Origin of the sequence: Mycobacterium sp. E735 (genome assembly GCF_001666955.1) — a bacterium.
GTDB lineage: Bacteria > Actinomycetota > Actinomycetes > Mycobacteriales > Mycobacteriaceae > Mycobacterium.
The window spans coordinates 1-24,569 of record NZ_LZIX01000133.1; the positions used below are offsets into that span (position 1 = coordinate 1).

Consider the following 24,569-nt stretch of genomic DNA (forward strand, 5'->3'; position numbering starts at 1 on the left):
CCGCTGGGGAGCGACGTCGGCTTCACCCCTAGGGGCCGCACGCGGCCCCAGTCCGATCACGGTGGACCGGTGGGTCCCCCGTCTCCATCCACGTTGGTCAGTGGGCCCCGCCTACTGGATGGAGCTCGGCGCGATAGGAGGGGAGGTCCGCCAATTCGGTTGTCTTGGCGAGCCTTCGGAGAAAGGTAGCGGGTTCTGTCGGCCCCGTCACGTTCTGCGAAACCGGGCGTTTCCCTCTCGGCCATCTGGGAAAACGCTCCGGACACACGGCATCCACGCAGGTCATAGCACCCGATATCGGAGCGTGATTACGCCGTTATCGTTCCGTTACGTGAGATAACTCACAGTTTTACCCGCCGGCGAAAGGGGGTAGAACGTCGATCGTGTTTCCGGGGCGTAACGGTGCGGTCTCGTCGCGCACGGCGACCCCGTCGCACAGGTAGGAGCATCTGCCCAACACCGCGGCGAGTCGGGAGCCACGCACGGCGAGGCGCTCGACGAGCTCGGCCACGGTGGTCCCGGGGCGCAGCACCACCGTCTCCGACTCGGCGCCCGCCGCCGCCCGCGCAGCGGCGAAGTAGCGCACCGTCACCTGAATCCCGTCTTGTTGGACGGCATGACCCATCGGGCTAGCCACCGATCGCGCTCATCGGACGGTCGGGCTGGACGAAGCTCGGGTCGTTGATCCCGTGACCGGCCGGCTTGCCCCACATCGCGACCCGCCACGCCGCTTCGATCGCGTCGTCGGACGCGCCGCTACGCAGCAGGGCCCGAAGATCGGTCTCCTCGGTCGAAAACAGGCAGCTGCGGACCTGACCGTCAGCGGTCAGGCGGGTTCGATCGCAGGCCGAACAGAAGGCGTGGGAGACCGACGCGATGACGCCGAACTTTCCGCTCGGCGTGCCCGGGCCGGTGTCGACCAGCCAGAGCTCCGCGGGCGCCGAGCCGCGCGGCGCGGGGTCGGGCCGTAACCGGAAGTGGGGGCGCAGCGTGTCGAGCACGTCGTCGGCGCTCAGCGCGGCGCCCCGGCGCCATTGGTGCCCGGCATCCAGCGGCATCTGCTCGATCACCCGTAGCTGGTGGCCGCGCTCGAGGCAGAACCGCAGCAGTTCGACGACGTCCTGCCGCCCGGTGACGGGATCGAGCACGGCGTTGACCTTGACCGGCGTCAGGCCGGCGTCGTGGGCGGCGGCCAGCCCGTCGAGCACGTCGCCGAGCCGGTCCCGGCGGGTGATCGCCGCGAAGTGGTCGCGATCCACGCTGTCCATCGAGACATTGACACGGTCCAGGCCTGCCCGGGCGAGGCCGGCGGCCCGCCTCGCCAGCCCTATGCCATTGGTGGTCAACGAGATCTCCGGGCGGGGCCGCAGCCCGGCCACCGCCGCGACCACCTCTTCGAGGTGCCGCGCCAACAGGGGTTCGCCACCGGTGAATCGCACGCTCGTGATGCCCAACCGGGTGACGGCGATGTGCATCAGGCGGGTCAGCTCGTCGGGCCGCAGCAGTTGCTCGCCCGGCAGCCAATCCAGGCCCTCGGCCGGCATGCAGTAATTGCACCGCAGGTTGCAGCGGTCGGTCAGCGAGACCCGCAGGTCGGTGGCGACCCGCCCGTAGGTGTCCACCAACGGGCCCGTGGTCGGGGCGTGCCGCGCGACGCCGCCGCCGGCGCGGCCCGGCACCGTCGGCACACCCAGCGCGGTCAGCGTCATGCGGCCATCACCTGGGAGGGCGAACCGACGGGAACGATCTGCTTGCCAAGCGGCATCAACGACACGGGGATCAGCTTGAGGTTGGCCAGCGCCAGCGGAATGCCGACGATCGTGGCGGCCATCGCCACCGCGCTCACCACGTGGCCGATCGCCAGCCACAGTCCGAACAGCAGCACCCAGATGACGTTTCCGATCAGCGCTCCCGTGCCGGCGGTCGGCTTGTCGACGATGGTGCGGCCGAACGGCCACAACGCGTACGAGGCGATGCGCAGCGACGCGAAGCCGAACGGGATGGTGATGATCAGCAAGAAGCTGACAAGCGCCGCGACCACGTATCCGGTGGCCATCCACAGGCCGCCGAACAAGAGCCAGATGATGTTCAGGATCAGGCGCATATCTCCTCCACCGGTAATGCCCAGAGTACCGAGTGGGCAATAACGGGGGTGCTCGTCAGGCGAGCATCCGAGTAGGATCAGGGACCAAACGGCGTCCTGCGCAGGCGGGACGCTTATTGTGTTGGCCATTCTATTGATCCGTTAGACAAGCAGGTGAGACCAGTGCCGACCGGCAAGGTTAAGTGGTACGACGCCGACAAGGGGTTTGGCTTCCTGTCGCAAGAGGACGGCGAGGACGTGTATGTCCGCTCGTCGGCGTTGCCCGCTGGGGTCGAGGGGCTCAAAGCGGGCCAGCGCGTGGAGTTCGGCATCGCCTCCGGGCGGCGCGGGCCTCAGGCGCTGAGCCTCAAGCTGATTGAGCCACCGCCCAGCCTCACCAAGGCTCAGGGCCGCCGCGAGACGCCCGCCGAGCACAAGCACAGCCCCGACGAACTGCACGGCATGGTCGAGGACATGATCACGTTGCTGGAGAGCGCCGTTCAGCCCGAGCTGCGCAAGGGGCGCTACCCGGACCGCAAGACGGCTCGACGGGTCTCCGAGGTGGTTCGCGCGGTCGCCCGCGAGCTCGACGCCTAGCTCGCCGCCGGTCGGCGGCGAGTGGCTGGGGCAGAATTGTCACCATGGCCGCCTACGTCGCCGGAAAAGGTGACTTCACCCGCGACACGAACTACATCACCACCCGCGTCACCGCCGACGGGCGCGACGGCTATCCGGTGGAACCCGGCAGGTACCGGCTCGTCGTCGCGCGCGCCTGCCCCTGGGCCAACCGCGCCATCATCGTCCGGCGCTTGCTGGGCCTGGAAAGCGTTCTGTCCATTGGGTTTTGCGGGCCTACCCACGACGAACGCAGCTGGACGTTCGATCTCGACCCCGGGGGCGTGGACCCCGTCTTGAAGATTCCCCGGCTGCAGGATGCCTACTTCAAGCGCTTCCCCGACTATCCCAAGGGCATCACGGTGCCCGCGATCGTCGACGTTCCCACCGGCGCTGTCGTCACCAACGACTTCGCACAGATGACCCTGGACTTCTCCACGGAATGGACCGCCTACCACCGCGAGGGCGCCCCGGAGCTGTATCCCGAGCAGCTGCGCGCGGAGATCGACGACGTGAACAAGCGGGTCTATACCGAGATCAACAACGGGGTGTACCGGTGCGGGTTCGCCGGCTCGCAAGAAGCCTACGACGCGGCGTACGACCGGCTGTTCGCCGCGTTGGATTGGGTCGGCGACCGCCTGGCCGATCAGCGATACCTGGTGGGCGACACCATAACCGAGGCCGACGTGCGGTTGTTCACGACATTGGCCCGCTTCGACCCGGTCTACCACGGTCATTTCAAGTGCAACCGGAGCAAACTGAGCGAGATGCCGGTGTTGTGGGCGTATGCGCGCGACCTCTTCCAGACACCGGGGTTCGGCGACACCGTCGACTTCGTGCAGATCAAGCAGCACTACTACATCGTGCACGCCGACATCAATCCCACCGGCATCGTGCCCAAGGGGCCGGACCTGTCGAGCTGGCTGTCACCGCATGGCCGGGAAGCGCTGGGCGGCAATCCGTTCGGCGACGGGACCCCTCCGGGCCCGCCCGTCGAAGGGGAACGGGTGCCGGCTGGGCACGGCGCCTGACCCGGGCGCTCAATACGTAAGGCGCACTGACCATTCCGCGTGCGGAACATCCCGCAGCTCTCCCGCGGGATCCATGACGAGCGTCAGCAACTGCACCACTATCCCGACCACGCGCCCGCGGTGCGGGTCCACCGGCGGGATGGTGACCGCGAACCGGGTGCCCGGCCGAAAGATGGTGCTGGTGGTGTTGGTCGGGTCCTCGTAGACCTGCAGCAGCCGCCACGGCGCCCGGTAGATCGCGTCGGGCACCGAGAGTTGCACCGGGTAGCGCTCGCTGACCTTCAGCTCGCCCTGCGCCTGGGGCGTGTCGCAGTCCTCGAGGTTGAGCACGCTGCAGTAAAGGTATGGCCCCACCCTCGTGAGGTGGCCGTGCGAATACGCGCTGATCTGGGGTCGCTGCGGACCGGACGGGCGCACCAGCAGCCAGGTGCCCACACCGACGGCCACGCACGCCAGAGTCATCAGGCCGGCGAGCAGCACGGCCATCCTGCGTTTCACTCGGGCACCACCGCCGGTCGGCCGCGACGGACGCCTTCCTGCTCCACCATGACGGGCCGGTTACCTCCGAGTCCGGGGATCAGCGAGTTCCCTTGATAGCTAACGAGCGTCTGCGCCAATCCGAGGATCAGCAGCGCGGTTACGGCGGTGAAGCCCACCCACAACTCGGTGTACACCAGAACGCCCACGGCACCGCCGAGCACCCAGGCCAGCTGCAGCGTCGACTCCGAACGCCCGAATCCCGAGGCGCGCGATTCCTCGGGCAGATCGTTTTGCAGTGAGGCGTCCAGCGAGGCCTTCGCGATGGCGCTGCTGCCGGACGTCACCAGGGTGGCGATCACGGCCGCCGCGAGGGTGCCCGCCACCGCCGCCGCCAGCGCGACCGCAGAGACCGCCAGCGTGCAGCGCACCACCAGCACGGCGGGGCGGCCCAGTTGTAGGCGCGCGGCGGCGAAGTTGCCGGCGAAGTTGCCGATGCCGGCCGCCGCGCCGATCATCCCGAGCATGCCGAGCTGAACCCAGCCGTTGGCTTGATGCGCCTTGGCGACGAACGCCGGGTACAAGAACAGAAAGCCGACCATGACCTTGATGGTGCAGTTTCCCCACAACGAGGTAATGATGTTGCGGCCCAGCGGTTGTCGCAGCGTCCCGCCGACCTTCTTGACTTCATGGTGCCAGCTGCGCCGCTGTGGTTCGCTGTCCTGGCGGTAGCTCAACGTGGCGGGCACCTCGCCGGCCGTGACCTCGACCCAGCGCGGGATCCGCATCGACAGCGAAGCGCCGACGAGCGTGACCGCGATGACGACGAACAACGCGCCGGGCAACTTGAACAGATGGGTGCAGACGAACTCCACGCCCGCGGCGATCGCCCCGCCGGCGATGGTGCCGCCGAGCAGACCGAACACGGTCAGCCGCGAGTTCACCCGCACCAGGTCGATGGTCGGCGGCATGACGCGCGGCGTCACGGCGCTGCGCAGCACGCTGAAAGACTTGGAGAACACCATCATGGCCAGCGCGCACGGATAGAGCACCCACGACGGGTAGCTCCCGGTCGCGCCGTCGTAGTTCATGATCAGCACCAGCGCCAGCGCCGTCCGCAGGACGAACGACCCGGCGAGGGCGACCCGCCGGCCGTGCTGCAACCGGTCCAGCGCCGGGCCGATGAGCGGCGCGATGACCGCGAACGGCGCGATGGTGATCAGCAGATACAACGCGACCCGGCCCTTGCTCTCCCCGGTGGCCGCCGCGAAGAACAACGTGTTGGCCAACGCCACGGCCATCGCAGCGTCCACCGCGAAGTTGGCCACCACCGGCCACGTCAGGGCCGTCAGGCCGGACTTGTCGGCGCCGTCGGCGGTGGCAGCCCGTTGCACCATCCAGTACATCCGCGACCCCATCTCGCGGCTGCGCAGCGCGGCGGCGCGAGTGACGGTGATCCGTTCACCGGGGGCGGCAGGGCGTGGGGGTGAGGTGTCGTATTGATCCGGTTCCGACTGCTGGCCGATCGGCGGCAGGTAGCGATTGGCGCTCGGCATCGGCGGTGGACGTCGGGCACGCCGATCGGCGGCATCGTCGGCGGGGTAATTGGCCATGCCCGGATGCTGTTTACCAGCCCCATTGGCGGGCCGGCGACCCGGAGTGGAGGCCACGCGGCCCGGATGATCACGCCGCCGTCCAGACACGTTCCGATTCTCCCCTATGCCGACGACAAGCGTCTGCAGGTAACGGGGTGTGGCTCGCCAACCTAGTATTGGAACCGCAATGGAGAAAGAGGACACCTTGACCGGACCCAGCGAGCAATCCGCCGGGGCGACCGTGGCCGACTGGCCCGAAGGTTTGGCCGCCGTGCTGACGGGTGCGGTAGACCAGGCCAGGACCGCCGTCGTGGAGTTCAGTGGTGCGGAGACCGTGGGCGATTACCTGGGCGTCAGTTACGAGGACCCGGCCGCCGCCACCCACCGGTTCCTGGCTCATCTGCCCGGTTACCAGGGCTGGCAGTGGGCCGTCGTCGTCGCCGCCCATCCCGGCGCCGATCACGCCACCGTCAGCGAGGTGGTGCTGATTCCGGGACCGACGGCGTTGCTGGCGCCCGAGTGGGTCCCGTGGGATCAGCGGGTGCGTCCGGGGGACCTGAGCCCCGGCGACCTGCTGGCGCCCGCGGCCGACGACCCGAGGCTGGTTCCCGGCTACACCGCCAGCGGCGACCCACAGGTCGACGACACCGCCGCCGAAATCGGGCTGGGCCGTCGGTGGGTCATGAGTGCCGCCGGCCGCGCGGAGGCGGCCGAACGCTGGCACACCGGAGAGCACGGTCCCGACTCGGCGATGGCGCGCTCCACCAAACGGGTGTGCCGTGACTGCGGCTTCTACCTGCCGTTGGCGGGGTCGCTCGGTTCGATGTTCGGCGTGTGCGGCAACGAGCTGTCGGCCGACGGGCAGATCGTGGACAAGCAGTACGGTTGCGGCGCGCACTCGGACACCCCCGCTCCTGCGGGCACCGGTTCGCCGATTTACCAGCCCTACGACGATGGCGTGCTCGACGTCGTGGAGCCGCCCGTCCCGACAGAGCCGCCGGAGGCTGCGGACCAGTCGACCGAGGCGGCGGAACCCCGGCCCGAGGACGCCGACGGCGGCCCACAGGCGGAACCGGAGTCCGCGACAACAACTTCGGAGACGCCCGAGCCGCAGTCCGAAGCGCCGGAGTCGCAGCCCGAGTCCGAAGCGCCGGAGCCGCAGCCCGAGCCCGAAGCGCCGGAGTCGCAGCCCGAGTCCGAAGCGCCGGAGTCGCAGCCCGAGCCCGAGGCGCAGGAGTCGCAGCCCGAGGCGGACTAGCCCTTTTCGGCGGCGGCCTTGATCTTGGCGAGTGAGGCGTTCATGCCGTCGACCAATTCGCGTTCGAAGTTCGTGGTCCCGCCGAACAACGCATTCACCGACAGGTTGGAGAACGCGGTCACGCCGTTCTCGGCATGGCGGCTCTCGATCACCCGGGTGCCCGCGCCGGTGGGCTGGAGCTCGTAGCTCCAGATGGTGTTGTTGGTGTTGACCCGGAACGCCAGCTTGGTCTCGGGGATGACCTCGACGACCGTGGAGGTGGTCGGCCAGAACATGCCGTTACGGCGATTGATGTTGAGCGTGCGCGTGCCCTGGCGCAGCGGACCGAACGCCTTCATCCAACGACATTGCGGGCTCCACTCCGGCATCCGCCGAAGATCCGATATCAGGCCCCAGACGGTGGAAACCGGTGCGTCGATATCGATTTGCGCTTGCAGTAGCGGGGCTACCATCGATCCCTCCCGAGTGCATGATTGCGGAATCTAGCCGTGGTCGAAATAGTTCTCGAGTCCGTCCTGCGCGCCGCGTGCGCCCCGACGGGCTTCCGCGAGTTGCAACACGAAGATGCTCGTCCCGAGCACTGTCACCCCGAGCCCGGCCAGCGTCAGCAGGCGCCAACTGTGCAGGGACGGCACGAGGAATGCGGCGGCCGCCGCGGCCACCCAGCCGAGCGCGCCGAGGGCGATGAACGGCCACGCGTTGAGCAGCGCAGGCGGCAGCGGCGGGGGCTCGCGGTTCGGGCCGGGTTCAGCAGACATCGCGATTAACATAGCCGCCGCTGCGCCCCGCCAAAACACCCGCATGCCGGGCGGGCCCACCCCAAAACGCCTGCGCAGAGCGGGTTAAGTGCCCGCACGGTGGTTCGGCGACATTTGGTGAGCCCAGCGGCATCGATCAAAGCCCGTCGTTCACCGGTTCGTATCCCGATTTCGTGAGGTTCCGTGTAACCTCGCGCCATGCCTGACAGCGATGCGCGGCTGGCCAGCGACCTGTCGCTGGCGGTCATGCGGCTCGCCCGCCAACTCCGGTTCCGAAACCCGTCGTCGCCAGTGTCGTTGTCCCAGCTGTCGGCGCTGGCGACGCTGGCCAACGAGGGCCCGATGACGCCCGGCACGCTGGCGATCCGCGAACGCGTCCGGCCGCCGTCGATGACCCGCGTGATCGCTTCGCTGGCCGACATGGGCCTGGTGGACCGCGCCCCGCATCCCATCGATGGCCGGCAGGTGCTGGTCTCTGTCTCCCAGTCCGGCGCCGAACTGGTCAAGGCGACCCGGCGTGCCCGTCAGGAGTGGTTGGCCAAGCGGCTGGCGACGCTGGACACCGAGCAGCGCGACACCCTGCGCAACGCGGCCGACCTGATGTTGGCCTTGGTCGACGAAGGCCCGTGAGCGACGGAACCGATGGCCTGAACGTTCAGGACGTCGCCGATCCGGGCGACCCGCGGCTCGACGATTTCCGCGACCTGAACAGCGTCGACCGCCGTCCCGACCTGCCGTCCGGCAAGGGCCTGGTGATCGCCGAGGGCGTGCTCGTCGTCCAGCGCATGCTGGCCTCCCGCTTCACCCCGCACGCCCTGCTCGGGACCGACCGCCGGCTCACCGAGCTCGCGGACGACCTCGCGGGCAGCGCCGTGCCGTTCTACCGGACGTCCGCCGAAGTTATGGCTCAGGTGGTGGGCTTTCACCTGAACCGCGGCGTGCTGGCGGCCGCCCGCAGGGTGCCGGAGCCCGGGCTTGCCGAACTGGTCGGGCGCGCCCGCACCGTCGCGGTGCTCGAGGGGGTCAACGACCACGAGAACCTCGGTTCCATCTTTCGCAACGCGGCCGGACTGGGCGTGGACGCGGTGGTGTTCGGCAGCGGTTGCGCGGACCCGCTCTACCGGCGCGCCGTGCGCGTCTCCATGGGCCACGCCCTGCTGGTCCCGTACGCGCGGGCGGCCGACTGGCCGGCGGAGCTGTCGATGCTGAGGGAAAACGGATTTCGACTGCTGGCGATGACTCCGGATCCCGGGGCCTGCGCCCTGCCCGCGGCCATGGCGGCCGTCCGCGACGACCGCGTCGCCGTCCTGGTCGGCGCCGAGGGGCCGGGGCTCACGCCGGCCGCATTGCGCTCGAGCGATGTGCGCGTGCGGATCCCGATGTCGCGCGGCACCGACTCCCTCAACGTCGCCACCGCGGCCGCTTTGGCGTTCTACGAGCGGGCTAGGCTCGGGTCGTGACCGACGATTCCGTGCCCTGGGCAACGGGATTGACGGTTGCCGGGTTCGTCGCCGCAGTGACCGGGGCCGCCATCGTGGTGCTGAGTCTGGGACTCATCCGGGTGCATCCACTGCTGGCCGTCGGGCTCAACGTCGTCGCGGCCGGCGGGCTGGCGCCCACGCTGTGGGGTTGGCGGCACAAGTTGGTGCTGCGCTGGTTCCTGCTGGGCGCGGGGGTCGGGGTCGCGGGCGCGTGGCTGACGCTGCTGTCGCTGACGGTGGCGCGGTAGCGCCGACCGTCCGTCTAGCGCTGTCCCCCCGAGCGCACGCCGAGCAGCACGTCCTCCCAAGCCGGGATGACGGGCTTGCCCCGTCGGGTGTGCACCGGCTGCTCTGGGGGAGCGGGCTTGTCTTCGGGAGCAGCGGCGGCGGGCGGCTTCACCGGCTCCTCGAAGTCGACGTGGGACACCCGCGCGAGCGGCCGCAGCGGACGGTCGAAGTTCGGGTCGATCAGCTCCTTGGCAGCGTCGTCGACGGCCGTGACCGTTCCGCCGTGCGCGCCGGGGGCATAGGAGAAGTGCGCGATGTTGTCGGACCGGCCGGCCTTCCACGCGAGCTGCACGGTCCAGCGGCTGTCCTCGTTGCGCCAGGCGTCCCAGCTGAGCCTGTCCGGTTCCAAGCCGCGCGTCACCAGGGCGGCGCTCACCGTCTCCAGCAACGTGAGTACCGCGGGACCGTCGGCGAGCACCGGATGAGCGGCCGTTGCCAGCTCGGCGGCGCGCGCACGTTCCAGCAAAACCGGATGCGCGAACCGGCGGACCCGCGAGATGTCGGAGCCCGACGCCGCAGCCACCTGCTCGACCGAGGCGCCAGCCCGGATCCTGGCTTGAATCTCTTTGGGGCTCAACATGTTTGTGACCTGGATATCGAGCTGCGGTTGATCTGAGGACACGGTCTCGCCGCGCACGGCGGCTTTCAGTTGATCGTCGACGGCGAGCTTGAACGGTTCCCCCCGATCGCCGGCTTCGCAGATGATGTTTTTGCCGTCGGCATCGACCCCAACCATTTTGAGTTCCCGCATGGCTTCTCCTCGCAGGCTCCGTGCAGGTCGACGGACCCGTCTGGTGCGCACTCTAGTTCAGCTAACGCCCACAACCGGTGCTGACACGCTGGGCGGTTGCGTGCTGATTGCGAGCGGGTTACGGCCCGGCTGCGGGCCTGGCCCCGCCCCCGCTCGCCCGGCTACAGCCGCTCGACTACCCAGTCGACGCACTGGGTCAGGGCGCTGACGTCGTCGGGGTCGACCGCAGGGAACATCCCGACCCGCAACTGGTTGCGGCCGAGTTTGCGGTACGGCTCGACGTCGACGATGCCGTTCGCCCGCAAAATCTTCGCGACTGCCGCGGCGTCGACGTCGTCGGCGAAATCTATGGTGCCCACCACCTGGGACCGCAGGGCGGGGTCGGCGACGAATGGCGTGGTGTAGGGCCGCTCCTGGGCCCACGAGTACAACCGGTGGGACGAGTCGGCCGTGCGCTTGACGCACCACTCCAGCCCGCCGTTGCCCAGCATCCAGTCGATCTGCTCGGCCATCAGCGCCAGGGTGCCGACCGCGGGGGTGTTGTACGTCTGGTTCTTCAGGCTGTTGTCCACCGCGATGGGCAGCGACAGGAAGTCGGGGACCCAACGCCCGGACCCGGCAATGGATTCGACCCGCGCCAGGGCTGCCGGGCTCATGATGGCCAGCCACAGGCCACCGTCGCTGGCGAAATTCTTCTGCGGCGAGAAGTAGTAGGCATCGGTCTCGGAGATCTCCACCGGCAGTCCGCCCGCGCCGGAGGTGGCGTCGATGACGACCAGGGCCTCGCCCGAGTCGGCGGGACGGCGGATCGGCACCGCCACCCCGGTCGACGTCTCGTTGTGCGCCCAGGCGATCACGTCGACCGAGGGATCGCTCTGCGGCTCGGGTGCGCTGCCGGCGTCCGCCTTGATGACGATCGGGTCGCCGATAAAAGGGTTGTTGGCGACCGCCGAGGCGAACTTCGAGCTGAACTCGCCGAAGGACAGGTGCAGCGAGCGCTTGTCGATCAGTCCGAACGCCGCCGCGTCCCAGAACGCCGTCGCGCCGCCGTTGCCGAGGATGACCTCGTAACCGTCCGGTACGGAGAACAGGTCGGCCAGCCCCGACCGGACCCGCCCCACCAGATTCTTGACGGGCGACTGCCGGTGCGATGTGCCGAACAGCGGGGCCGCGGTGGTCGTCAGCGCCTCCAATTGTTCTGGCCGCACCTTGGAAGGGCCGCATCCGAAGCGGCCGTCGCGGGGTTTGATGTCAGAGGGAATCTCGAGCTGGTCAGCCATGCTCATCAGGGTAGTGAGCGGACGTGGCCCGCCATGCGGCGGTCCGACTGGCGACCCCTTCCTCCGGCGCAAAACGCCTGGCCGCGCACAGCGGAGTGTTCAACGGGGTGTGACGCAGGGCACACCAAAACGCTGACCACTGGTCAGGCCACAGTGCCCGCCGGGGGTCTGGAAGATATGCGGTACCTGCGGTACTGTCTGGACACAGCACGTCCAAATGTAAACCTCGTTGGGGAGGCTTGGATATGGCCAGGACACGCATGGTTCGGCGTTGGCGCCGCAATATGGAAGTGCGCGACGATACCGAGTACGTCAACACGCTTGCCACACTGTCCGAGGGGTCGGTGCGGCGGAACTTCAACCCGTACACCGACATCGATTGGGACTCACCGGAATTCGCCGTCACCGAGAACGATCCTCGGTGGATCTTGCCGGCGACCGACCCGCTGGGGCGTCATCCCTGGTACCAGGCGCAGTCCGACGAGCGCAAGATCAAAATCGGCATGTGGCGCCAGGCCAACGTCGCCAAGGTAGGGCTGCACTTCGAGTCGATCCTGATCCGCGGCCTGATGAACTACACGTTCTGGGTGCCCAACGGGTCCCCCGAATACCGGTACTGCCTGCACGAATCCGTCGAAGAGTGCAACCACACCATGATGTTCCAGGAGATGGTCAACCGCGTCGGCGCCGACGTCCCGGGCATGCCGCGACTGCTCAAGTGGCTCTCGCCGTTGGTTCCGCTGGTGGCCGGTCCGTTGCCGGTGGCGTTCTTCATCGGCGTGCTCGCCGGGGAAGAGCCGATCGATCACACGCAGAAAAACGTTCTGCGCGAGGGCAAGTCGCTGCACCCGATCATGGAGCGGGTGATGGCCATTCACGTCGCCGAGGAAGCTCGGCACATCTCCTTCGCCCATGAGTTCCTGCGCAAGCGGGTGCCGCAATTGACACGCAGGCAGCGGTTCTGGACGGCGCTGTACCTGCCCCTGACGATGAAGGTCCTCTGCAGGGCAATCGTCGTGCCGCCCAAAGCGTTCTGGCAGGAGTTCGACATCCCGCGCGAGGTGAAGCGGGAGCTGTTCTTCCGGTCGCCGGAATCGCGAAAGTGGTTGAGCGACATGTTCGGTGATGTCCGGATGCTGGCCCACGACACCGGGCTGATGGAGACGCGTTCCGCGCGGCTCATGTGGCGACTCTGCAAGATCGACGGCAAGCCGTCGCGTTACCGCAGCGAGCCGCAGCGTCAGCACCTGGCCGCGGCGCCGGCCGCCTAGGACCGCGCGGGTAATCGCCTATGCCGCACGTCATTACCCAGTCGTGCTGTAACGACGGGTCCTGTGTTTTCGCGTGCCCGGTGAACTGCATTCACCCCACGCCCGATGAGCCCGGCTTCGCCACCTCGGAGATGCTCCACATCGATCCGGTGGCGTGTGTGGACTGCGGAGCGTGCGTGAGCGCCTGTCCCGTCGGCGCGATCGCGCCGGACACCCGCCTGGACGTCAAGCAATTGCCGTTCGTCGAGATCAACGCGTCCTTCTACCCGGACCGCCCCGCGGACGAGAAATTGCCCCCGACGTCGAAGCTGGCGCCGGTGATCCCGGCCGCCCAGGTGCGTGCCCACCGCAGGCCACTGACCGTGGCCATCGTCGGGTCCGGGCCGGCGGCCATGTATGCCGCCGACGAACTGCTCACGCAGCATGGCGTGCGGGTCAACGTCTTTGAGAAGCTGCCGACGCCCTACGGGCTGGTGCGCGCCGGGGTGGCGCCCGACCATCAGAACACCAAGCGCGTCACGCGGCTGTTCGATCGAGTCGCCGGTCACCGGCGCTTCCGGTTCTACCTCAATGTCGAGGTCGGCAGGCACTTGAGCCACGCGGATCTGCTCGCCCACCACCATGCCGTGTTGTACGCCGTCGGGGCCCCCGACGACCGTCGCCTGCAGATCGAGGGCATGGGCCTACCGGGCACCGGAACCGCCACCGAATTGGTCGCGTGGATCAACGGGCATCCCGAGTTCGCCGGTCTGCCAGTCGATCTCAGCCATGAGCGGGTGGTGATCATCGGCAACGGAAACGTCGCCCTGGACGTGGCCCGTGTGCTCACGGCCAACCCCGACGACCTGGCGCGCACCGACATCTCCGACCGTGCGCTGGTGACGCTGCGCGCTTCGGCGGTCCGCGAAATAGTGGTCGCCGCCCGGCGCGGCCCCGCCCATTCGGCGTTCACCCTGCCCGAACTGATCGGGCTCACGGGCTCGTCCGATGTCGTGCTCAGCGCGGCCGACCACGAGCGGGTCGCGGCCGACCTCGCCACCGCGACGGACGGCCTGACGAAACGCAAGCTGGAAATCCTCACCACGCTCGGCGACGACTCGTCGCCGGCCCAGGGGAACGGCCGTCCGCGGATCCGGCTGGCCTACCAGCTCACCCCGAAGCGGGTTCTGGGTGAGCAACGCGCCACCGGCGTGGAGTTCGCGGCGACCGGGGGCGACGAGTTGCGCAGGCTGGACGCCGGCCTGGTGCTGACGTCGATCGGCTACCGCGGCAAGCCGATTGCGGGCCTGCCGTTCGACGAGTCCGCGGCGGTCGTTCCGAACGAGGGCGGGCGCGTGGTCGACCCCGACTCCGGGCAACCGGTGTCCGGAGCCTATGTCGCGGGCTGGATCAAGCGCGGCCCGAGCGGGTTCATCGGCACGAACAAGTCGTGTTCGCTGCAGACCGTTCACGCCCTGGTGGCCGACTTCAACGCCGGCAGGCTCGGCGATCCGGTGGGGCAGCCCGAGGCGCTGGCCGAGCTGGTGCGGGACCGGCAGCCCGACGCCGTCGATGCCCGCGGCTGGCGGGCCATCGACGCCGCCGAGGTCGCCCGCGGCAGCGCCGACGGTCGGCCGCGAGCCAAATTCACCGAGGTCGCCGACATGCTCGCCGCCGCTGCCGCCGCCGGGCCGCCGCCGCGGCGCCGGCTGCTGGACCGCCTGCTCGGCTAGCCGGCGCCCTGCCCGGCCATCGCCGCCTGGATCTCGTCGTAGCCGACCTCGCGGACCGGCTGTCCCATCGACCAGTGGTGGCCGAACGGGTCCGCGACCACGCCGTAGCGGTCACCCCAGAACTGATCGTCCAACGGAGCGACGACGGTGGCGCCCGCGTCCAGCGCCCGCTGGAACTTGGCGTCGACGTCGGTGACCGTCAGGTGGATGGTCACCGGGGTGCCGCCCAAGGACTTGGGCGTCATCGACTTGCCGCCACACACCTCGGGGAAGTCGTCGTTGAGCATGACCAGAAAGCCGTTGATGCGCACCGCGGCGTGGACGAGTTTCCCGTCCGGGCGGGGCACCCGCCCGATCTCCTCGGCGCCAAAGGCCTTGACGTAGAAGTCGATCGCCGCGGCCGCGTCGTCGACCACCAGGTGCGGGGACAGGGCCGGCTCGATATTGATCGCCATTGTGGTTCTCCTTGCTGTCGGTTCCCAGGCCGGCCCGAAGCGGGCAGGCTCGCGAGTTATGACTGCGCCCGCGACACAAACTCATCGCGGCGACACTCATTTAATCGCCGGGCACCGACAACAAGCGCACGCGAGCGTAGCGCCGGTGCGAAGAATTGAGCCGAAATTCGCGATGCCGTTACGCTCGCGCGCAACGGCCGACAGCGGTCCTGCCTCAGGCGTGGGTGAGGCTGCGGTCCCAACCCTCGACGGACTCCGGGCTGCGCGGGCCCGGTCCCACGTAGATGGCCGACGGGCGAACCAGCTTACCGAGCCGCTTCTGCTCGAGGATGTGCGCGCACCATCCCGCGGTGCGCCCGCAGGTGAACATCGCGGGCATCATGTTGGCCGGGACCTGGGCAAAGTCCAGGATCACCGCCGCCCAGAACTCGACGTTGGTCTCGATGGCCCGGTCCGGGCGGCGCTCGCGCAGCTCGGCCAGGGCGGCCTGCTCCAGGGCGACCGCGACCTCGTGGCGTGGTGCGCCGAGCCGCTCGGCGGTCGCGCGCAGCACCCGCGCCCGCGGGTCCTCCGCGCGGTAGACCCGGTGCCCGAAGCCCATCAGCTTGTCGCCGCTGTCCAGGATCTTCTTGACCAGGGCGCGGGCGTCGCCGGTGCGCTCGACCTCTTCGATCATCGGCAGCACACGGGCCGGCGCGCCGCCGTGCAGCGGTCCGCTCATGGCCCCGATCGCCCCGGACAACGCCGCCGCGACGTCGGCCCCTGTCGAGGCGATCACGCGCGCGGTGAACGTCGAGGCGTTCATGCCGTGCTCGGCGGCCGACACCCAGTAGGCGTCGATCGCTTCGACGTGCCGCGGATCCGGCTCGCCCTGCCAGCGCGTCATGAACCGTGCTGTCACAGTTGAGCATTCGTCGATAATTCGCTGCGGAACGGCCGGCTGGTAGATGCCGCGGGCGGACTGCGCGACGTAGGACAGCGCCATCACCGACGCCCGGGCCAGCTGGTCGCGCGCCGTGGCGTCGTCGGTGTCGAGCAGGGGCCGGTAGCCCCAGATCGGGGCCAGCATCGCCAGGCCCGCCTGCACGTCGACGCGCACGTCGCCGGTGTGGATGGGCAGCGGGAACGGCTCGGCGGGCGGCAATCCGTGGCCGAACTTGCCGTCGACCAGTAGGGCCCACACGTCACCGAAGGTGACCTGCTGGTCCACCAGGTCTTGGATGTCGACTCCGCGGTAGCGCAGTGCACCGCCGTCCTTATCCGGCTCGGCGATCTCGGTCGTGAAGGCGACCACGCCTGCGAGGCCGGGAACAAAGTCTTCGGGGACCACAGTCATAGGCAAAATTCTCGCACCCCACCCTCGGGCGGACGCTACCGGCCGGTAGCAAGCCCCGGTAGCGTTGGCGCGATGGCAGGACCAGACCCCGAGCACCTGCAAAGGATGCGCGTGGAATACGGATCGGTGGAAAAGGACGGCAGTCCCGATCTCGACGCGGATTGGCTCGACGACGGTTGGGTTGCCTTGCTGCGCAAATGGATCGATGACGCCGAGCGGTCCGGCGTCGCCGAGCCCAACGCCATGGTGCTGGCCACCGTCGCCGACGGCAGGCCGGCGAGTCGATCGGTGTTGTGCAAGAGCGTGGACGAGTCGGGGATCACATTTTTCACCAACTATGACTCGGCCAAGGGCGCCGATTTGGCCGCTACCGCGTACGCGTCGGCGACGTTTCCCTGGTACCAACTGGGGCGGCAGGTGCACCTTCGGGGGCCGGTGAGCAAGGTCACCCGGCAGGACACCGAGGACTACTGGTCCAAGCGGCCGCGCGGCTCGCAACTGGGCGCGTGGGCATCGCAGCAGTCTCAGCCGATCGAGTCGCGCGCGGCGCTCCTCGACCAGCTGGCCGAGGTGACCGCGCGGTTCGCCGACCAAGACCAGATCCCGGTGCCGCCGGGCTGGGGCGGTTACCTGCTCGCTCCGGAGTCGGTCGAATTCTGGCAGGGGCGGGAGAACCGGTTGCATAACCGGATCCGGGTCGCCGGCGCCCGTGTCGATCGCCTCCAGCCCTAGCCCGCGCCCGGGATCGGTGCGACGCCGCAGACTCGACCCCGGGCAGGCACGCGAACGCGACAACGACTACCTTCACCTGTAAGCCCCTAGTCAGGGCAGCCATACCAGTCAGAGCGCAAAGGGGTTCTCGTGGCCGACACCGACGACACCGCAACTCTGAAGTACCCGGGGGGCGAGATCGACCTGGAAATCGTTCACGCCACCGAAGGTGCTGACGGCATTGCGCTCGGTCCCCTGTTGTCCAAGACCGGGCACACCACCTTCGACAACGGCTTCGTCAACACCGCCGCGTGCAAGAGCGCGATCACCTACATCGACGGTGACGCCGGAATTCTGCGGTACCGCGGCTACCCGATCGAGCAGCTAGCCGAGAAGTCGACCTTCATCGAGGTGAGCTACCTGCTGATCTACGGCGAGCTGCCGGACTCCGACCAGCTCGCGGAGTTCACCAAGCGGATCCAGCTGCACACCATGCTGCACGAGGACCTCAAGCGCTTCTTCGACGGCTTCCCCCGCAACGCGCACCCCATGCCGGTGCTGTCCAGCGTGGTGAACGCGCTGAGCGCCTACTACCCCGACGCGCTCGACCCGATGGACAACAACCAGGTCGAGCTGTCGACGATCCGCCTGCTCGCGAAGCTGCCCACCATCGCCGCGTACGCGTACAAGAAGTCCGTCGGGCAGCCGTTCCTCTACCCGGACAACAACCTGACGCTGGTGGAGAACTTCCTGCGGATGACGTTCGGGCTGCCGGCCGAGCCCTACCAGGCCGACCCCGAGGTGGTCCGGGCGCTGGACATGCTGCTCATCCTGCACGCCGACCACGAGCAGAACTGCTCGACGTCGACGGTGCGGCTGGTGGGGTCGTCGCGGGCCAACCTGTTCACCTCGATCTCCGGTGGCATCAACGCGCTGTGGGGCCCGCTGCACGGCGGCGCCAATCAGGCGGTGCTCGAGATGCTCGAGCAGATCCGCGAAAGCGGCGACGACGTCAGCGAGTTCGTCCGCAAGGTGAAGAACCGCGAAGAGGGCGTCAAGCTGATGGGCTTCGGCCACCGGGTCTACAAGAACTACGACCCCCGCGCGCGCATCGTCAAGGAACAGGCCGACAAGATCCTGGCCAAGCTCGGCGGCGACCCGCTGCTGGACATCGCCAAGGAATTGGAAGAGGCGGCGCTGACCGACGACTACTTCGTCGAGCGCAAGCTTTACCCGAACGTCGACTTCTACACCGGTTTGATCTACCGGGCCCTGGGCTTCCCGGTCCGGATGTTCACGGTGCTGTTCGCGTTGGGCCGGTTGCCCGGCTGGATCGCGCACTGGCGTGAGATGCACGACGAGGGTGACAGCAAGATCGGCCGCCCGCGCCAGATCTACACCGGCTACACCGAGCGCGACTACAAGACCATCGACGCGCGGTAGTGGCGGGTCGCTACCTCAGGTAGTCACAGCGAGGCGAGCACCGCCATGGCGGCGTTGTGCCCGCCGATGCCCGACACGGCACCGCCGCGGCGGGCGCCCGAGCCGCATAGCATGATCCGCTCGTGCGCGGTGGCCACCCCCCATTGCCGCGCCGGCGTGTCCAGCGGGTCGTCGTCGTCCGCGAATGGCCACGCCAGTCCGCCATGGAAGATGTTGCCGGCCGTCATGCGCAGCGTGCGGTGCAGGTCGAGGGTGGTCGTCGTCTCGATGCAGGGGCGTCCGTGCGCATCGCGCAGCAGCACTTCCTGAATTGGTTCGGCCAGAACGGAATTCAGCGACGACAGCACCGACTCGGTCAGCCGGTCACGCAGCGCCCCGGAGTAGGTGCCGTCGAACAGCGAGTGCGGGGTGTGCAGCCCGAACACCGTCATCGTGTGAGCGCCCGCCTCGCGCAGGTCGACCGACAGGATGCTCGGGTCGGTCAGCGAATGACAATATGCCTCGCAGGGCAACGGATCCGGGACATGCCCGGCGGCTGCCCGCGCGTATGCCGTATCCAATTGGGTCCAGGCTTCGTTGACGTGAAACGTGCCGGCGAAGGCCTGTTCGGCCGTGACCGCGTCGTCACGCAACCGCGGCAGCCGGCGCAGCACCATGTTGACCTTGACCTGCGCGCCCTGGGCGGGGGTCGGCGGTCGTTCACCGAGCAGGCCGGCCAGTACCGCCGGTGTGACGCCCGCGAGCACGAACCGGGCCCGGATGACGTGCTCCGCATCGCGGGCCCGGTAACGCACCAGACCGTCCGGTTCGACGGCGTAAACCTCGGCGCCGGTGGTGATTTCGGCACCATGACGCACCGCGGCGGCCGCCAGGGCCCCGGTCAGCGCGCCCATCCCGCCGACCGGGACGTCCCAGTCGCCGGTCCCGCCGCCCAGCACGTGATACAGGAAGCAGACGTTCTGGGTCAGCGCCGGGTCGTCGAGGCGAGCGAACGTTCCGATCAGGGCGTCGGTCGCGATGACGCCGCGGACGACGTCGTTGCCGACGGCCGCGGTGATGGCACGCCCGATCGGCTCGTCGATCAACGCGTGCCACGCGGCCGCCGCTTCGGTGCCTTCGGCGACTCGCCGGCGGGCCTGCTCGCGGGTGAGCAGCGGTTCCAGCAGCGTCGGCCAGAGCCGCTGGGTCACCAGTCGGCAGCTGTCGTAGAAGGCGGCGAACCCGTGCTCGTCGGGGCCGGCGCCGATCGCGGCGAACGTGTCACCGCCCGCGCCGATCAACAACCCACGGCGGCCATCGGTCGCCGGGTCGGGCGTGTAGGAGGAGTACCGCCGCCGCGCCAGCCGCACCCCGGCGCCCAGATCGTCGACGATGCGGGGCGGCAACAGGCTGACCAGATAGGAATACCGCGACAGCCGCACACCCACCCCGTCGAACGCCTGCGCCGAGACGGCCGCTCCGCCGGTGTGTCCGAGCCGCTCCAGCAACCGCACCCGAAGGCCCGCCCGGGCCAGATACGCCGCGGCCACCAGGCCGTTATGGCCGCCCCCTATGACGACGGCGTCGACATCTGCGGCGTGGCTCAGTTCAGGTAGCCCTCGACCTCGTCGGGCGGACGCACCTCGGCCTCGTGGGGGTCACCGCCGCTGTCGCGCAGAGCGCGACGCTGCCGCAGCAGGTCCCAACACTGGTCCAGCTCGACCTCGAGCCGCCGCAGGCGATCATGCTCCTCCGATTCGGAGATGTCGCGCTGTTGCAGCTGCGCCCGCAGGGCCTTCTCCTCGGCGACCAGGTCGCGGATGTGTGCCAGGGTTTCGTTGTCGGTCGGTTTGTTGCCGTTGGCCATCGCTCCAGTGTGCCCGACCCGGCGGGGGTCGTCCCGGTAGGTCACCCATCACGGGCCGCGCGTACATGCGGCCGGGGGATCGAGTCAAAAGCCTTGTGCCTTCGACAAAGTCGCGCTAGCTGGGGCCGGGGAGCCGCAGCACCAGCCGGGCGCCGCCCAGCGGGCTGCTCTCCAGCGCCGCCGTCCCGCGGTGCAGGTGGGCTTGCTGGGCCACCAGCGCCAGCCCCAGACCCGAGCCCGAATGCGAGGCGGTCGACCCGCGGGAGAACCGCTCGAACACCACGTCACGTTCGTCTTCGGGCACGCCGCTGCCGTTGTCGTCGACCGCGATCTCGACGCCGGCGCGGGAGCTGACCGCCGACAGCTGGACACGGGTCGCGCCGCCATGTTTGACGGCGTTGGCGATGGCGTTGTCCACCGCGAGGCGCAACCCGGCCGGCAAGCCGACGATGATGCACGTCGGCGACGGGACCAGTGACACGTCGAGGTCGGGGTAGATGCGCATCGCGTCGTGGGCGGCGCGGTCGAGCAGCTCGGTGATGTCGACGGGCACATGGTCGTCGGAGGTCGACAGTTCGCCCTGGGCCAGCCGCTCGAGGGCGCTCAAGGTGGCTTCGATGCGCGACTGGGTGCGGATGACGTCGCTCAGCACCTCCTTGCGTTGGTCGTCGGTCATATCCAGCGTGGACAGCACCTCGAGGTTGGTGCGCATCGCGGTCAGCGGGGTGCGCAGCTCGTGTGAGGACACGGCGGCGAAGTCGCGGGCCGACGCCAGTGCCTCCTTGGTCCGGTTCTGCTCGTTCCAGATGCGCTGCAGCATGCCGCGCATGGCTTCGGCGATCTCGACGGCCTCGGTGGCGCCGTGCACCTCCACCCGCGGCGCCTCGTCTCCCGCGTCGATCGACCGGGTCTGCTGGGCGAGCTGTTTGAACGGGCGCACGGCGAACGCCGCCAGCAACCACGCGAACACGGCGGCCGCGCCGATGGCGAAGCCGCAGATCAGCAGCACCCGACGGTGCAGGTTGTTGGTCTCGGCGAGGGTCGCGTCGTACGTCGCGCCCACGGCCAGCGAGGTCGGTTCGGGCGCCGGAATCGTCACCGTGCGCACCCGGTACCGCACGCCGTTGACGTACGCGTCGGCGTAGTCGACGTCCAGTTTGGGCAGCGTCACGTTGGAATTCGACTTGACCAGGTCACCGCGGCGGATGGTCATGATGGCGTCGTTGTTGTAGGGGGAGCGCGGGATTTCGTCGAGGCCGCGCGGCAGGGAGGGGATGGCGAAGCCCGCGGCCTCGTCGAGGCGGCGGTCCAGCCGTTCCTTGCGGTCGTTGGTGATGCCCACCCAGACGACGACGCCGACGATGAGCACGGGAATCGCTGCGCCGATGACCGTCGCGACCACAACGCGAGCGCGTAGCGATGGCGTACGGGTCAGGATCCGGGACAGAAAATTCATGGCCGCTCGCCTGGTTACTGCATGCGCAGGACGAACCCTACGCCGCGGACGGTGTGCAGCAGCCGGGGACCGCCGTTGGCCTCGAGCTTGCGGCGCAGATAGCCGATGAACACGTCGACGACGTTGGTGTCGGCGGCGAAGTCGTAACCCCACACCAGCTCCAACAGCTGCGCGCGGGACAGCACCGCGGTCTTGTGCTCGGCCAGCACGGCCAGCAGGTCGAATTCCCGCTTGGTCAGGTCGACGTCGACGCCGTTGACCCGGGCCCGCCGGCCGGGAATGTCCACTTCCAGCGGGCCCACGGTGATGGTCTCCGAGGAGGAGGTTGCGGTCGCGCCGCGTCGGCGCAGCAGCGCCTTCACCCGCGCGACGAGCTCGGCCAACACGAACGGTTTGACCAAGTAGTCGTCGGCGCCGGCCTCCAGCCCGGCGACCCGGTCGTCGACCGAACTGCGGGCGGACAGCACGCAGACCGGCACGTCGTTGTCCATGGCCCGGAGCGCCGTGACGACGCTGACGCCGTCCAGCACGGGCATGTTGATGTCGAGCACGATCGCGTCGGGCCGGGTCTCGGTGGCGCTGCGCAAGGCTTCGGCGCCGTCGACCGCGGTCGACACCTCGAATCCGGACAGCCGCAGGCCGCGTTCCAGCGAGGCGAGCACATCGGAGTCGTCGTCGACGACCAAGACGCGAGGCGAAGTCCCACCAGTGTCCATGCCGCCCATCTTGCCTGATTGTCGCGCGGGGCGGTGCCCTGGATGGGCCACCGTTGCCTAAAAGGTTACGTTTTCGACGCTGCGCCGAAATCGCGTGCTGGTATCGGCGTGACCGCGCCAAACTCTTTGGCGGAATTGGACATTCGTTAGCCGGGTGTTCGGATCATGGATCGCCTACCTCGTCTGGCCCAGCGATCACTGGGTCGCGAGGCCGCTCAGCCGCAGCGCCAGCCGCCGTCGGACCGCCGGAACCCCTGCGGCCAGGCGCATTCCGATGTTGCGGAGCGGCCGCAACGGGCGCGGCAGCGTCGCCACCCGCGTCAGGCGTCCGGTCAGTTTCAGGACCCGCTCCGCGCGTCGGCGCTGGGCGGCGCTGTACGCGTCCAGCGCGGCGTCCGGGCCGCCCCCCAGGACCTCGGCGAGAGCCCCGGCCAGCGCCACCGCGTCGGTGATCCCCAGGTTCATCCCCTGACCCCCCGCGGGGCTGTGCACGTGGGCCGCGTCACCGGCCAGCAACAGCCGGCCGGCCCGGTAGCTGTCGGCGACGCGGTGATGGATGTGGAACCGCGATCCCCACACCAGCTCGGTCACGACCGTTTGGCCCGGCCCGAATCCGCGAGTGTCCAGGAGTGCCTGGACAAACTTCGCCGAAGGCTGTTGCGGCGCATCGGCGGTCGGGGCGACGACGCGGAAGATGCCACCGGGCAGCGGCGCCAGAACCGTCAGGCCGTCTTTGGCGTAGAACAGGATCACCTCGTTGCCGGGCGCTTTGCCGGTCACTCGTACGTCAGCGAGCGTAAAAGACTCCGCGAATTCGCCACCGGTGAAGCCGATTCCGGCTTGCGTGCGAACAGTGCTGTTCATACCGTCCGCGCCGACGGCGTAGCGGGCCCTGATCGTGTCGCCGTCGTCGAACGTCGCCGTGACGCCGTCGGCATCCTGGGTGATGCCGCGCAACGTCTTGGGCCGGACCACGTCGCCGCCGAGTTCGTGCAGCCGCTCGAGCAGCAGCCGCTCGGTGTCGGCCTGGGAAAGCATCAGGGTGTACGGGTGTTCGGTCGGCAGCTCGCTGAAATCGACGGGGATCAAGACGCGCCGGCCCTGTCGCATGGTGAATCGCGGTGCGATCACCCCGGCCTTGACCATCCGCCGGGTGACGTCGAGCTCTTCGAGCACTTCCAGGGTGCGGGCGTTGACGGCCGCGGCGCGGGACGTGTTGGCGCCCGAGGCCAGCTTGTCCACCACGGTCACCCGAATTCCGCGGCTGAGCAGCGCGGCAGCGAGTGTCAGGCCGGTCGGACCGGCGCCTACCACCAGGACATCGGTGTCGTTCATGGTCGGCTCCTCTCCCTCGTGAGTTAGTCAACGCTTGTTGGCATAACCCCATGCTGGCGCGCCGGCGGGGCTATGTCAACAGTTGTTGGCCTACAATTGTTGACATGAGACGGTCAGCGGACGAGACGAAGGCGGTGATCCTGGCGGCGGCCCGCGAGCGCTTCGGCGCGGTGGGCTTTCAGGGCGCGACGATTCGGGCCATCGCCGCCGACGCGGGCATCGATCCCGCGATGGTCATGCGTTACTACGGCAGCAAGGACAAGCTGTTCGCCGCCGCGGCCGAGTTCGACCTGCGGTTCCCCGACTTCACGAGTACCGACCCGGCCCAGGTCGGGCGGTCGCTGGTTCGGCACTTCCTCGAACGCTGGGAAGGCGACGAGGCGCTGGTGATCCTGCTCCGATCCAGCACCACCAATGGCGAAGCGGCGCAACGTATGCACGAGATCTTCGGTGCCCAGATCCGGCCACTGGTGGAGGCCTTCGTCCCGCCCCGAGACTCCGGCGTGCGGGCCGGGCTGATCGCGACCCAAATCCTCGGTATGGCATTGTGCCGCTTCGTGTTACGGCTACCTCCGGTCGTCCAGATGAGCCGCGACGAGATCGTCGACTGGCTCGGCCCGACCATTCAGCGCTACCTCGGACTGCCGGAGGGGTGATCGGGAGAGTTAAGC

26 protein-coding genes and 1 pseudogene are annotated in these 24,569 nt (G+C 68.8%); 11 read left to right on the top strand and 16 right to left on the bottom strand.

All coding sequences use genetic code 11. From position 1 onward, the window contains the following. Nucleotides 1-349 precede the first annotated feature (349 nt). Genes A5704_RS10455 through A5704_RS10465 form a run of 3 tightly spaced genes read right to left on the bottom strand, consistent with a single transcriptional unit; the run spans nt 350 to nt 2,104 of the window. Nucleotides 350-625 (bottom strand): MoaD/ThiS family protein, encoded by a 276-nt coding sequence (locus tag A5704_RS10455; RefSeq protein WP_067747420.1) that lies wholly within the window; start codon nt 623-625, stop codon nt 350-352. Between the two features lie 4 nt (nt 626-629). Beyond that, nucleotides 630-1,709: a GTP 3',8-cyclase MoaA gene (moaA, locus tag A5704_RS10460; RefSeq protein WP_067888896.1), complete on the bottom strand. Its 1,080-nt coding sequence runs from the start codon at nt 1,707-1,709 to the stop codon at nt 630-632. After that, nucleotides 1,706-2,104 (bottom strand): YccF domain-containing protein, encoded by a 399-nt coding sequence (locus A5704_RS10465; protein WP_067888899.1) that lies wholly within the window; start codon nt 2,102-2,104, stop codon nt 1,706-1,708. Before A5704_RS10465 ends, moaA begins: the two co-directional genes overlap by 4 nt. 162 nt (nt 2,105-2,266) lie before the next feature. On the opposite strand from A5704_RS10465, the gene A5704_RS10470 reads away from it, so the two are divergent. Next, on the top strand, nt 2,267-2,680 hold the full coding sequence (locus A5704_RS10470) for a cold-shock protein (protein ID WP_067273548.1): 414 nt from the start codon (nt 2,267-2,269) through the stop codon (nt 2,678-2,680). Nucleotides 2,681-2,724: 44 nt separating this feature from the next. Then, the gene (locus A5704_RS10475) at nt 2,725-3,729 is read left to right on the top strand and encodes a glutathione S-transferase family protein (protein ID WP_067747427.1); all 1,005 of its coding nucleotides are present in this window, start codon (nt 2,725-2,727) and stop codon (nt 3,727-3,729) included. Between the two features lie 9 nt (nt 3,730-3,738). Here the strand turns inward: A5704_RS10475 and A5704_RS10480 are convergent, their stop codons facing one another. Then, nucleotides 3,739-4,215, bottom strand: a complete 477-nt coding sequence (locus A5704_RS10480) for a DUF2771 domain-containing protein (RefSeq protein ID WP_067747429.1) — start codon at nt 4,213-4,215, stop codon at nt 3,739-3,741. A gap of 8 nt (nt 4,216-4,223) precedes the next feature. Beyond that, complete coding sequence (locus tag A5704_RS10485) at nt 4,224-5,876, bottom strand: MFS transporter (RefSeq protein WP_156737658.1); 1,653 nt, start codon at nt 5,874-5,876, stop codon at nt 4,224-4,226. A gap of 130 nt (nt 5,877-6,006) precedes the next feature. Here A5704_RS10485 and A5704_RS10490 point away from each other — a divergent pair. After that, nucleotides 6,007-6,783 (top strand): annotated as a pseudogene (locus tag A5704_RS10490) (DUF3027 domain-containing protein); the annotation flags it as partial. 272 nt (nt 6,784-7,055) lie between these two features. Here A5704_RS10490 and A5704_RS10495 read toward each other — a convergent pair. Then, complete coding sequence (locus tag A5704_RS10495; protein WP_067747435.1) at nt 7,056-7,511, bottom strand: SRPBCC family protein; 456 nt, start codon at nt 7,509-7,511, stop codon at nt 7,056-7,058. Between the two features lie 30 nt (nt 7,512-7,541). Then, nucleotides 7,542-7,817, bottom strand: coding sequence for a DUF2530 domain-containing protein (locus tag A5704_RS10500; RefSeq protein ID WP_067747505.1), 276 nt, complete (start codon nt 7,815-7,817; stop codon nt 7,542-7,544). A gap of 198 nt (nt 7,818-8,015) precedes the next feature. Between A5704_RS10500 and A5704_RS10505 the strand changes: the two genes are divergently transcribed. From A5704_RS10505 to A5704_RS10515, 3 genes are read left to right on the top strand one after another with little or no spacing between them, the layout of a single operon-like run. Beyond that, nucleotides 8,016-8,447, top strand: a complete 432-nt coding sequence (locus A5704_RS10505) for a MarR family transcriptional regulator (protein ID WP_067747437.1) — start codon at nt 8,016-8,018, stop codon at nt 8,445-8,447. Beyond that, the gene (locus A5704_RS10510) at nt 8,444-9,277 is read left to right on the top strand and encodes an RNA methyltransferase (protein WP_067888908.1); all 834 of its coding nucleotides are present in this window, start codon (nt 8,444-8,446) and stop codon (nt 9,275-9,277) included. The genes A5704_RS10505 and A5704_RS10510 overlap by 4 nt, the downstream gene beginning before the upstream one ends. Next, complete coding sequence (locus A5704_RS10515; RefSeq protein ID WP_067747441.1) at nt 9,274-9,546, top strand: DUF2537 domain-containing protein; 273 nt, start codon at nt 9,274-9,276, stop codon at nt 9,544-9,546. Before A5704_RS10510 ends, A5704_RS10515 begins: the two co-directional genes overlap by 4 nt. A 14-nt stretch (nt 9,547-9,560) precedes the next feature. On the opposite strand, the gene sepH is transcribed toward A5704_RS10515, so the two are convergent. Beyond that, nucleotides 9,561-10,337 (bottom strand): septation protein SepH, encoded by a 777-nt coding sequence (sepH, locus tag A5704_RS10520; RefSeq protein WP_067747443.1) that lies wholly within the window; start codon nt 10,335-10,337, stop codon nt 9,561-9,563. Nucleotides 10,338-10,498: 161 nt separating this feature from the next. Further along, nucleotides 10,499-11,617 (bottom strand): phosphoserine transaminase, encoded by a 1,119-nt coding sequence (gene serC, locus A5704_RS10525; protein ID WP_067747507.1) that lies wholly within the window; start codon nt 11,615-11,617, stop codon nt 10,499-10,501. A gap of 245 nt (nt 11,618-11,862) precedes the next feature. On the opposite strand from serC, the gene A5704_RS10530 reads away from it, so the two are divergent. Next, nucleotides 11,863-12,888: a diiron oxygenase gene (locus tag A5704_RS10530; RefSeq protein ID WP_067273514.1), complete on the top strand. Its 1,026-nt coding sequence runs from the start codon at nt 11,863-11,865 to the stop codon at nt 12,886-12,888. Nucleotides 12,889-12,908: 20 nt separating this feature from the next. Further along, the gene (locus A5704_RS10535) at nt 12,909-14,600 is read left to right on the top strand and encodes an FAD-dependent oxidoreductase (RefSeq protein WP_067747448.1); all 1,692 of its coding nucleotides are present in this window, start codon (nt 12,909-12,911) and stop codon (nt 14,598-14,600) included. On the opposite strand, the gene A5704_RS10540 is transcribed toward A5704_RS10535, so the two are convergent. Together A5704_RS10540 and A5704_RS10545 are read right to left on the bottom strand one after the other, a co-directional pair. Continuing rightward, nucleotides 14,597-15,055 carry a VOC family protein gene (locus A5704_RS10540; RefSeq protein WP_067273505.1) on the bottom strand — a complete coding sequence of 153 codons (459 nt, stop codon included), beginning with the start codon at nt 15,053-15,055 and terminating at the stop codon, nt 14,597-14,599. The genes A5704_RS10535 and A5704_RS10540 overlap by 4 nt on opposite strands. A 214-nt stretch (nt 15,056-15,269) precedes the next feature. Beyond that, nucleotides 15,270-16,391 (bottom strand): citrate synthase 2, encoded by a 1,122-nt coding sequence (locus A5704_RS10545; RefSeq protein ID WP_067888911.1) that lies wholly within the window; start codon nt 16,389-16,391, stop codon nt 15,270-15,272. A 72-nt stretch (nt 16,392-16,463) separates the two neighbouring features. On the opposite strand from A5704_RS10545, the gene pdxH reads away from it, so the two are divergent. Continuing rightward, nucleotides 16,464-17,123 (top strand): pyridoxamine 5'-phosphate oxidase, encoded by a 660-nt coding sequence (gene pdxH / locus A5704_RS10550; protein WP_067747452.1) that lies wholly within the window; start codon nt 16,464-16,466, stop codon nt 17,121-17,123. Nucleotides 17,124-17,252: 129 nt separating this feature from the next. Then, nucleotides 17,253-18,545 (top strand): citrate synthase, encoded by a 1,293-nt coding sequence (locus A5704_RS10555; RefSeq protein ID WP_067747454.1) that lies wholly within the window; start codon nt 17,253-17,255, stop codon nt 18,543-18,545. A gap of 23 nt (nt 18,546-18,568) precedes the next feature. Here A5704_RS10555 and A5704_RS10560 read toward each other — a convergent pair whose 3' ends face one another. The 5 genes from A5704_RS10560 to A5704_RS10580 form a co-directional block, all read right to left on the bottom strand. Beyond that, nucleotides 18,569-20,131, bottom strand: coding sequence for an NAD(P)/FAD-dependent oxidoreductase (locus tag A5704_RS10560; protein WP_067747456.1), 1,563 nt, complete (start codon nt 20,129-20,131; stop codon nt 18,569-18,571). Next, nucleotides 20,128-20,391, bottom strand: a complete 264-nt coding sequence (locus A5704_RS10565; protein WP_067747509.1) for a DUF2630 family protein — start codon at nt 20,389-20,391, stop codon at nt 20,128-20,130. The genes A5704_RS10560 and A5704_RS10565 overlap by 4 nt, the downstream gene beginning before the upstream one ends. A gap of 115 nt (nt 20,392-20,506) precedes the next feature. Continuing rightward, complete coding sequence (locus A5704_RS10570; RefSeq protein ID WP_067747459.1) at nt 20,507-21,847, bottom strand: HAMP domain-containing sensor histidine kinase; 1,341 nt, start codon at nt 21,845-21,847, stop codon at nt 20,507-20,509. A gap of 14 nt (nt 21,848-21,861) precedes the next feature. Continuing rightward, nucleotides 21,862-22,572, bottom strand: a complete 711-nt coding sequence (gene prrA / locus A5704_RS10575) for a two-component system response regulator PrrA (protein WP_007168707.1) — start codon at nt 22,570-22,572, stop codon at nt 21,862-21,864. A 186-nt stretch (nt 22,573-22,758) separates the two neighbouring features. After that, nucleotides 22,759-23,898, bottom strand: a complete 1,140-nt coding sequence (locus A5704_RS10580; protein ID WP_067888915.1) for an NAD(P)/FAD-dependent oxidoreductase — start codon at nt 23,896-23,898, stop codon at nt 22,759-22,761. Nucleotides 23,899-24,002: 104 nt separating this feature from the next. Here A5704_RS10580 and A5704_RS10585 point away from each other — a divergent pair, with 104 nt between their 5' ends. After that, nucleotides 24,003-24,554 (top strand): TetR/AcrR family transcriptional regulator, encoded by a 552-nt coding sequence (locus A5704_RS10585; protein ID WP_067888918.1) that lies wholly within the window; start codon nt 24,003-24,005, stop codon nt 24,552-24,554. Nucleotides 24,555-24,569: the final 15 nt, after the last annotated feature.

What these genes read in the sequence shown, in the direction of transcription:
- A5704_RS10455 (WP_067747420.1), bottom strand. Translation starts at nt 625, where the DNA reads ATGGGTCATGCCGTCCAACAAGACGGGATTCAGGTGACGGTGCGCTAC.
- A5704_RS10475 (WP_067747427.1), top strand. Translation starts at nt 2,725, where the DNA reads ATGGCCGCCTACGTCGCCGGAAAAGGTGACTTCACCCGCGACACGAAC.
- moaA (WP_067888896.1), bottom strand. Translation starts at nt 1,709, where the DNA reads ATGACGCTGACCGCGCTGGGTGTGCCGACGGTGCCGGGCCGCGCCGGC.
- sepH (WP_067747443.1), bottom strand. Translation starts at nt 10,337, where the DNA reads ATGCGGGAACTCAAAATGGTTGGGGTCGATGCCGACGGCAAAAACATC.
- A5704_RS10530 (WP_067273514.1), top strand. Translation starts at nt 11,863, where the DNA reads ATGGCCAGGACACGCATGGTTCGGCGTTGGCGCCGCAATATGGAAGTG.
- A5704_RS10570 (WP_067747459.1), bottom strand. Translation starts at nt 21,847, where the DNA reads ATGAATTTTCTGTCCCGGATCCTGACCCGTACGCCATCGCTACGCGCT.
- pdxH (WP_067747452.1), top strand. Translation starts at nt 16,464, where the DNA reads ATGGCAGGACCAGACCCCGAGCACCTGCAAAGGATGCGCGTGGAATAC.
- A5704_RS10495 (WP_067747435.1), bottom strand. Translation starts at nt 7,511, where the DNA reads ATGGTAGCCCCGCTACTGCAAGCGCAAATCGATATCGACGCACCGGTT.
- serC (WP_067747507.1), bottom strand. Translation starts at nt 11,617, where the DNA reads ATGGCTGACCAGCTCGAGATTCCCTCTGACATCAAACCCCGCGACGGC.
- A5704_RS10480 (WP_067747429.1), bottom strand. Translation starts at nt 4,215, where the DNA reads ATGGCCGTGCTGCTCGCCGGCCTGATGACTCTGGCGTGCGTGGCCGTC.
- A5704_RS10500 (WP_067747505.1), bottom strand. Translation starts at nt 7,817, where the DNA reads ATGTCTGCTGAACCCGGCCCGAACCGCGAGCCCCCGCCGCTGCCGCCT.
- A5704_RS10545 (WP_067888911.1), bottom strand. Translation starts at nt 16,391, where the DNA reads ATGACTGTGGTCCCCGAAGACTTTGTTCCCGGCCTCGCAGGCGTGGTC.
- prrA (WP_007168707.1), bottom strand. Translation starts at nt 22,572, where the DNA reads ATGGGCGGCATGGACACTGGTGGGACTTCGCCTCGCGTCTTGGTCGTC.
- A5704_RS10535 (WP_067747448.1), top strand. Translation starts at nt 12,909, where the DNA reads ATGCCGCACGTCATTACCCAGTCGTGCTGTAACGACGGGTCCTGTGTT.
- A5704_RS10585 (WP_067888918.1), top strand. Translation starts at nt 24,003, where the DNA reads ATGAGACGGTCAGCGGACGAGACGAAGGCGGTGATCCTGGCGGCGGCC.
- A5704_RS10540 (WP_067273505.1), bottom strand. Translation starts at nt 15,055, where the DNA reads ATGGCGATCAATATCGAGCCGGCCCTGTCCCCGCACCTGGTGGTCGAC.
- A5704_RS10580 (WP_067888915.1), bottom strand. Translation starts at nt 23,898, where the DNA reads ATGAACGACACCGATGTCCTGGTGGTAGGCGCCGGTCCGACCGGCCTG.
- A5704_RS10565 (WP_067747509.1), bottom strand. Translation starts at nt 20,391, where the DNA reads ATGGCCAACGGCAACAAACCGACCGACAACGAAACCCTGGCACACATC.
- A5704_RS10465 (WP_067888899.1), bottom strand. Translation starts at nt 2,104, where the DNA reads ATGCGCCTGATCCTGAACATCATCTGGCTCTTGTTCGGCGGCCTGTGG.
- A5704_RS10505 (WP_067747437.1), top strand. Translation starts at nt 8,016, where the DNA reads ATGCCTGACAGCGATGCGCGGCTGGCCAGCGACCTGTCGCTGGCGGTC.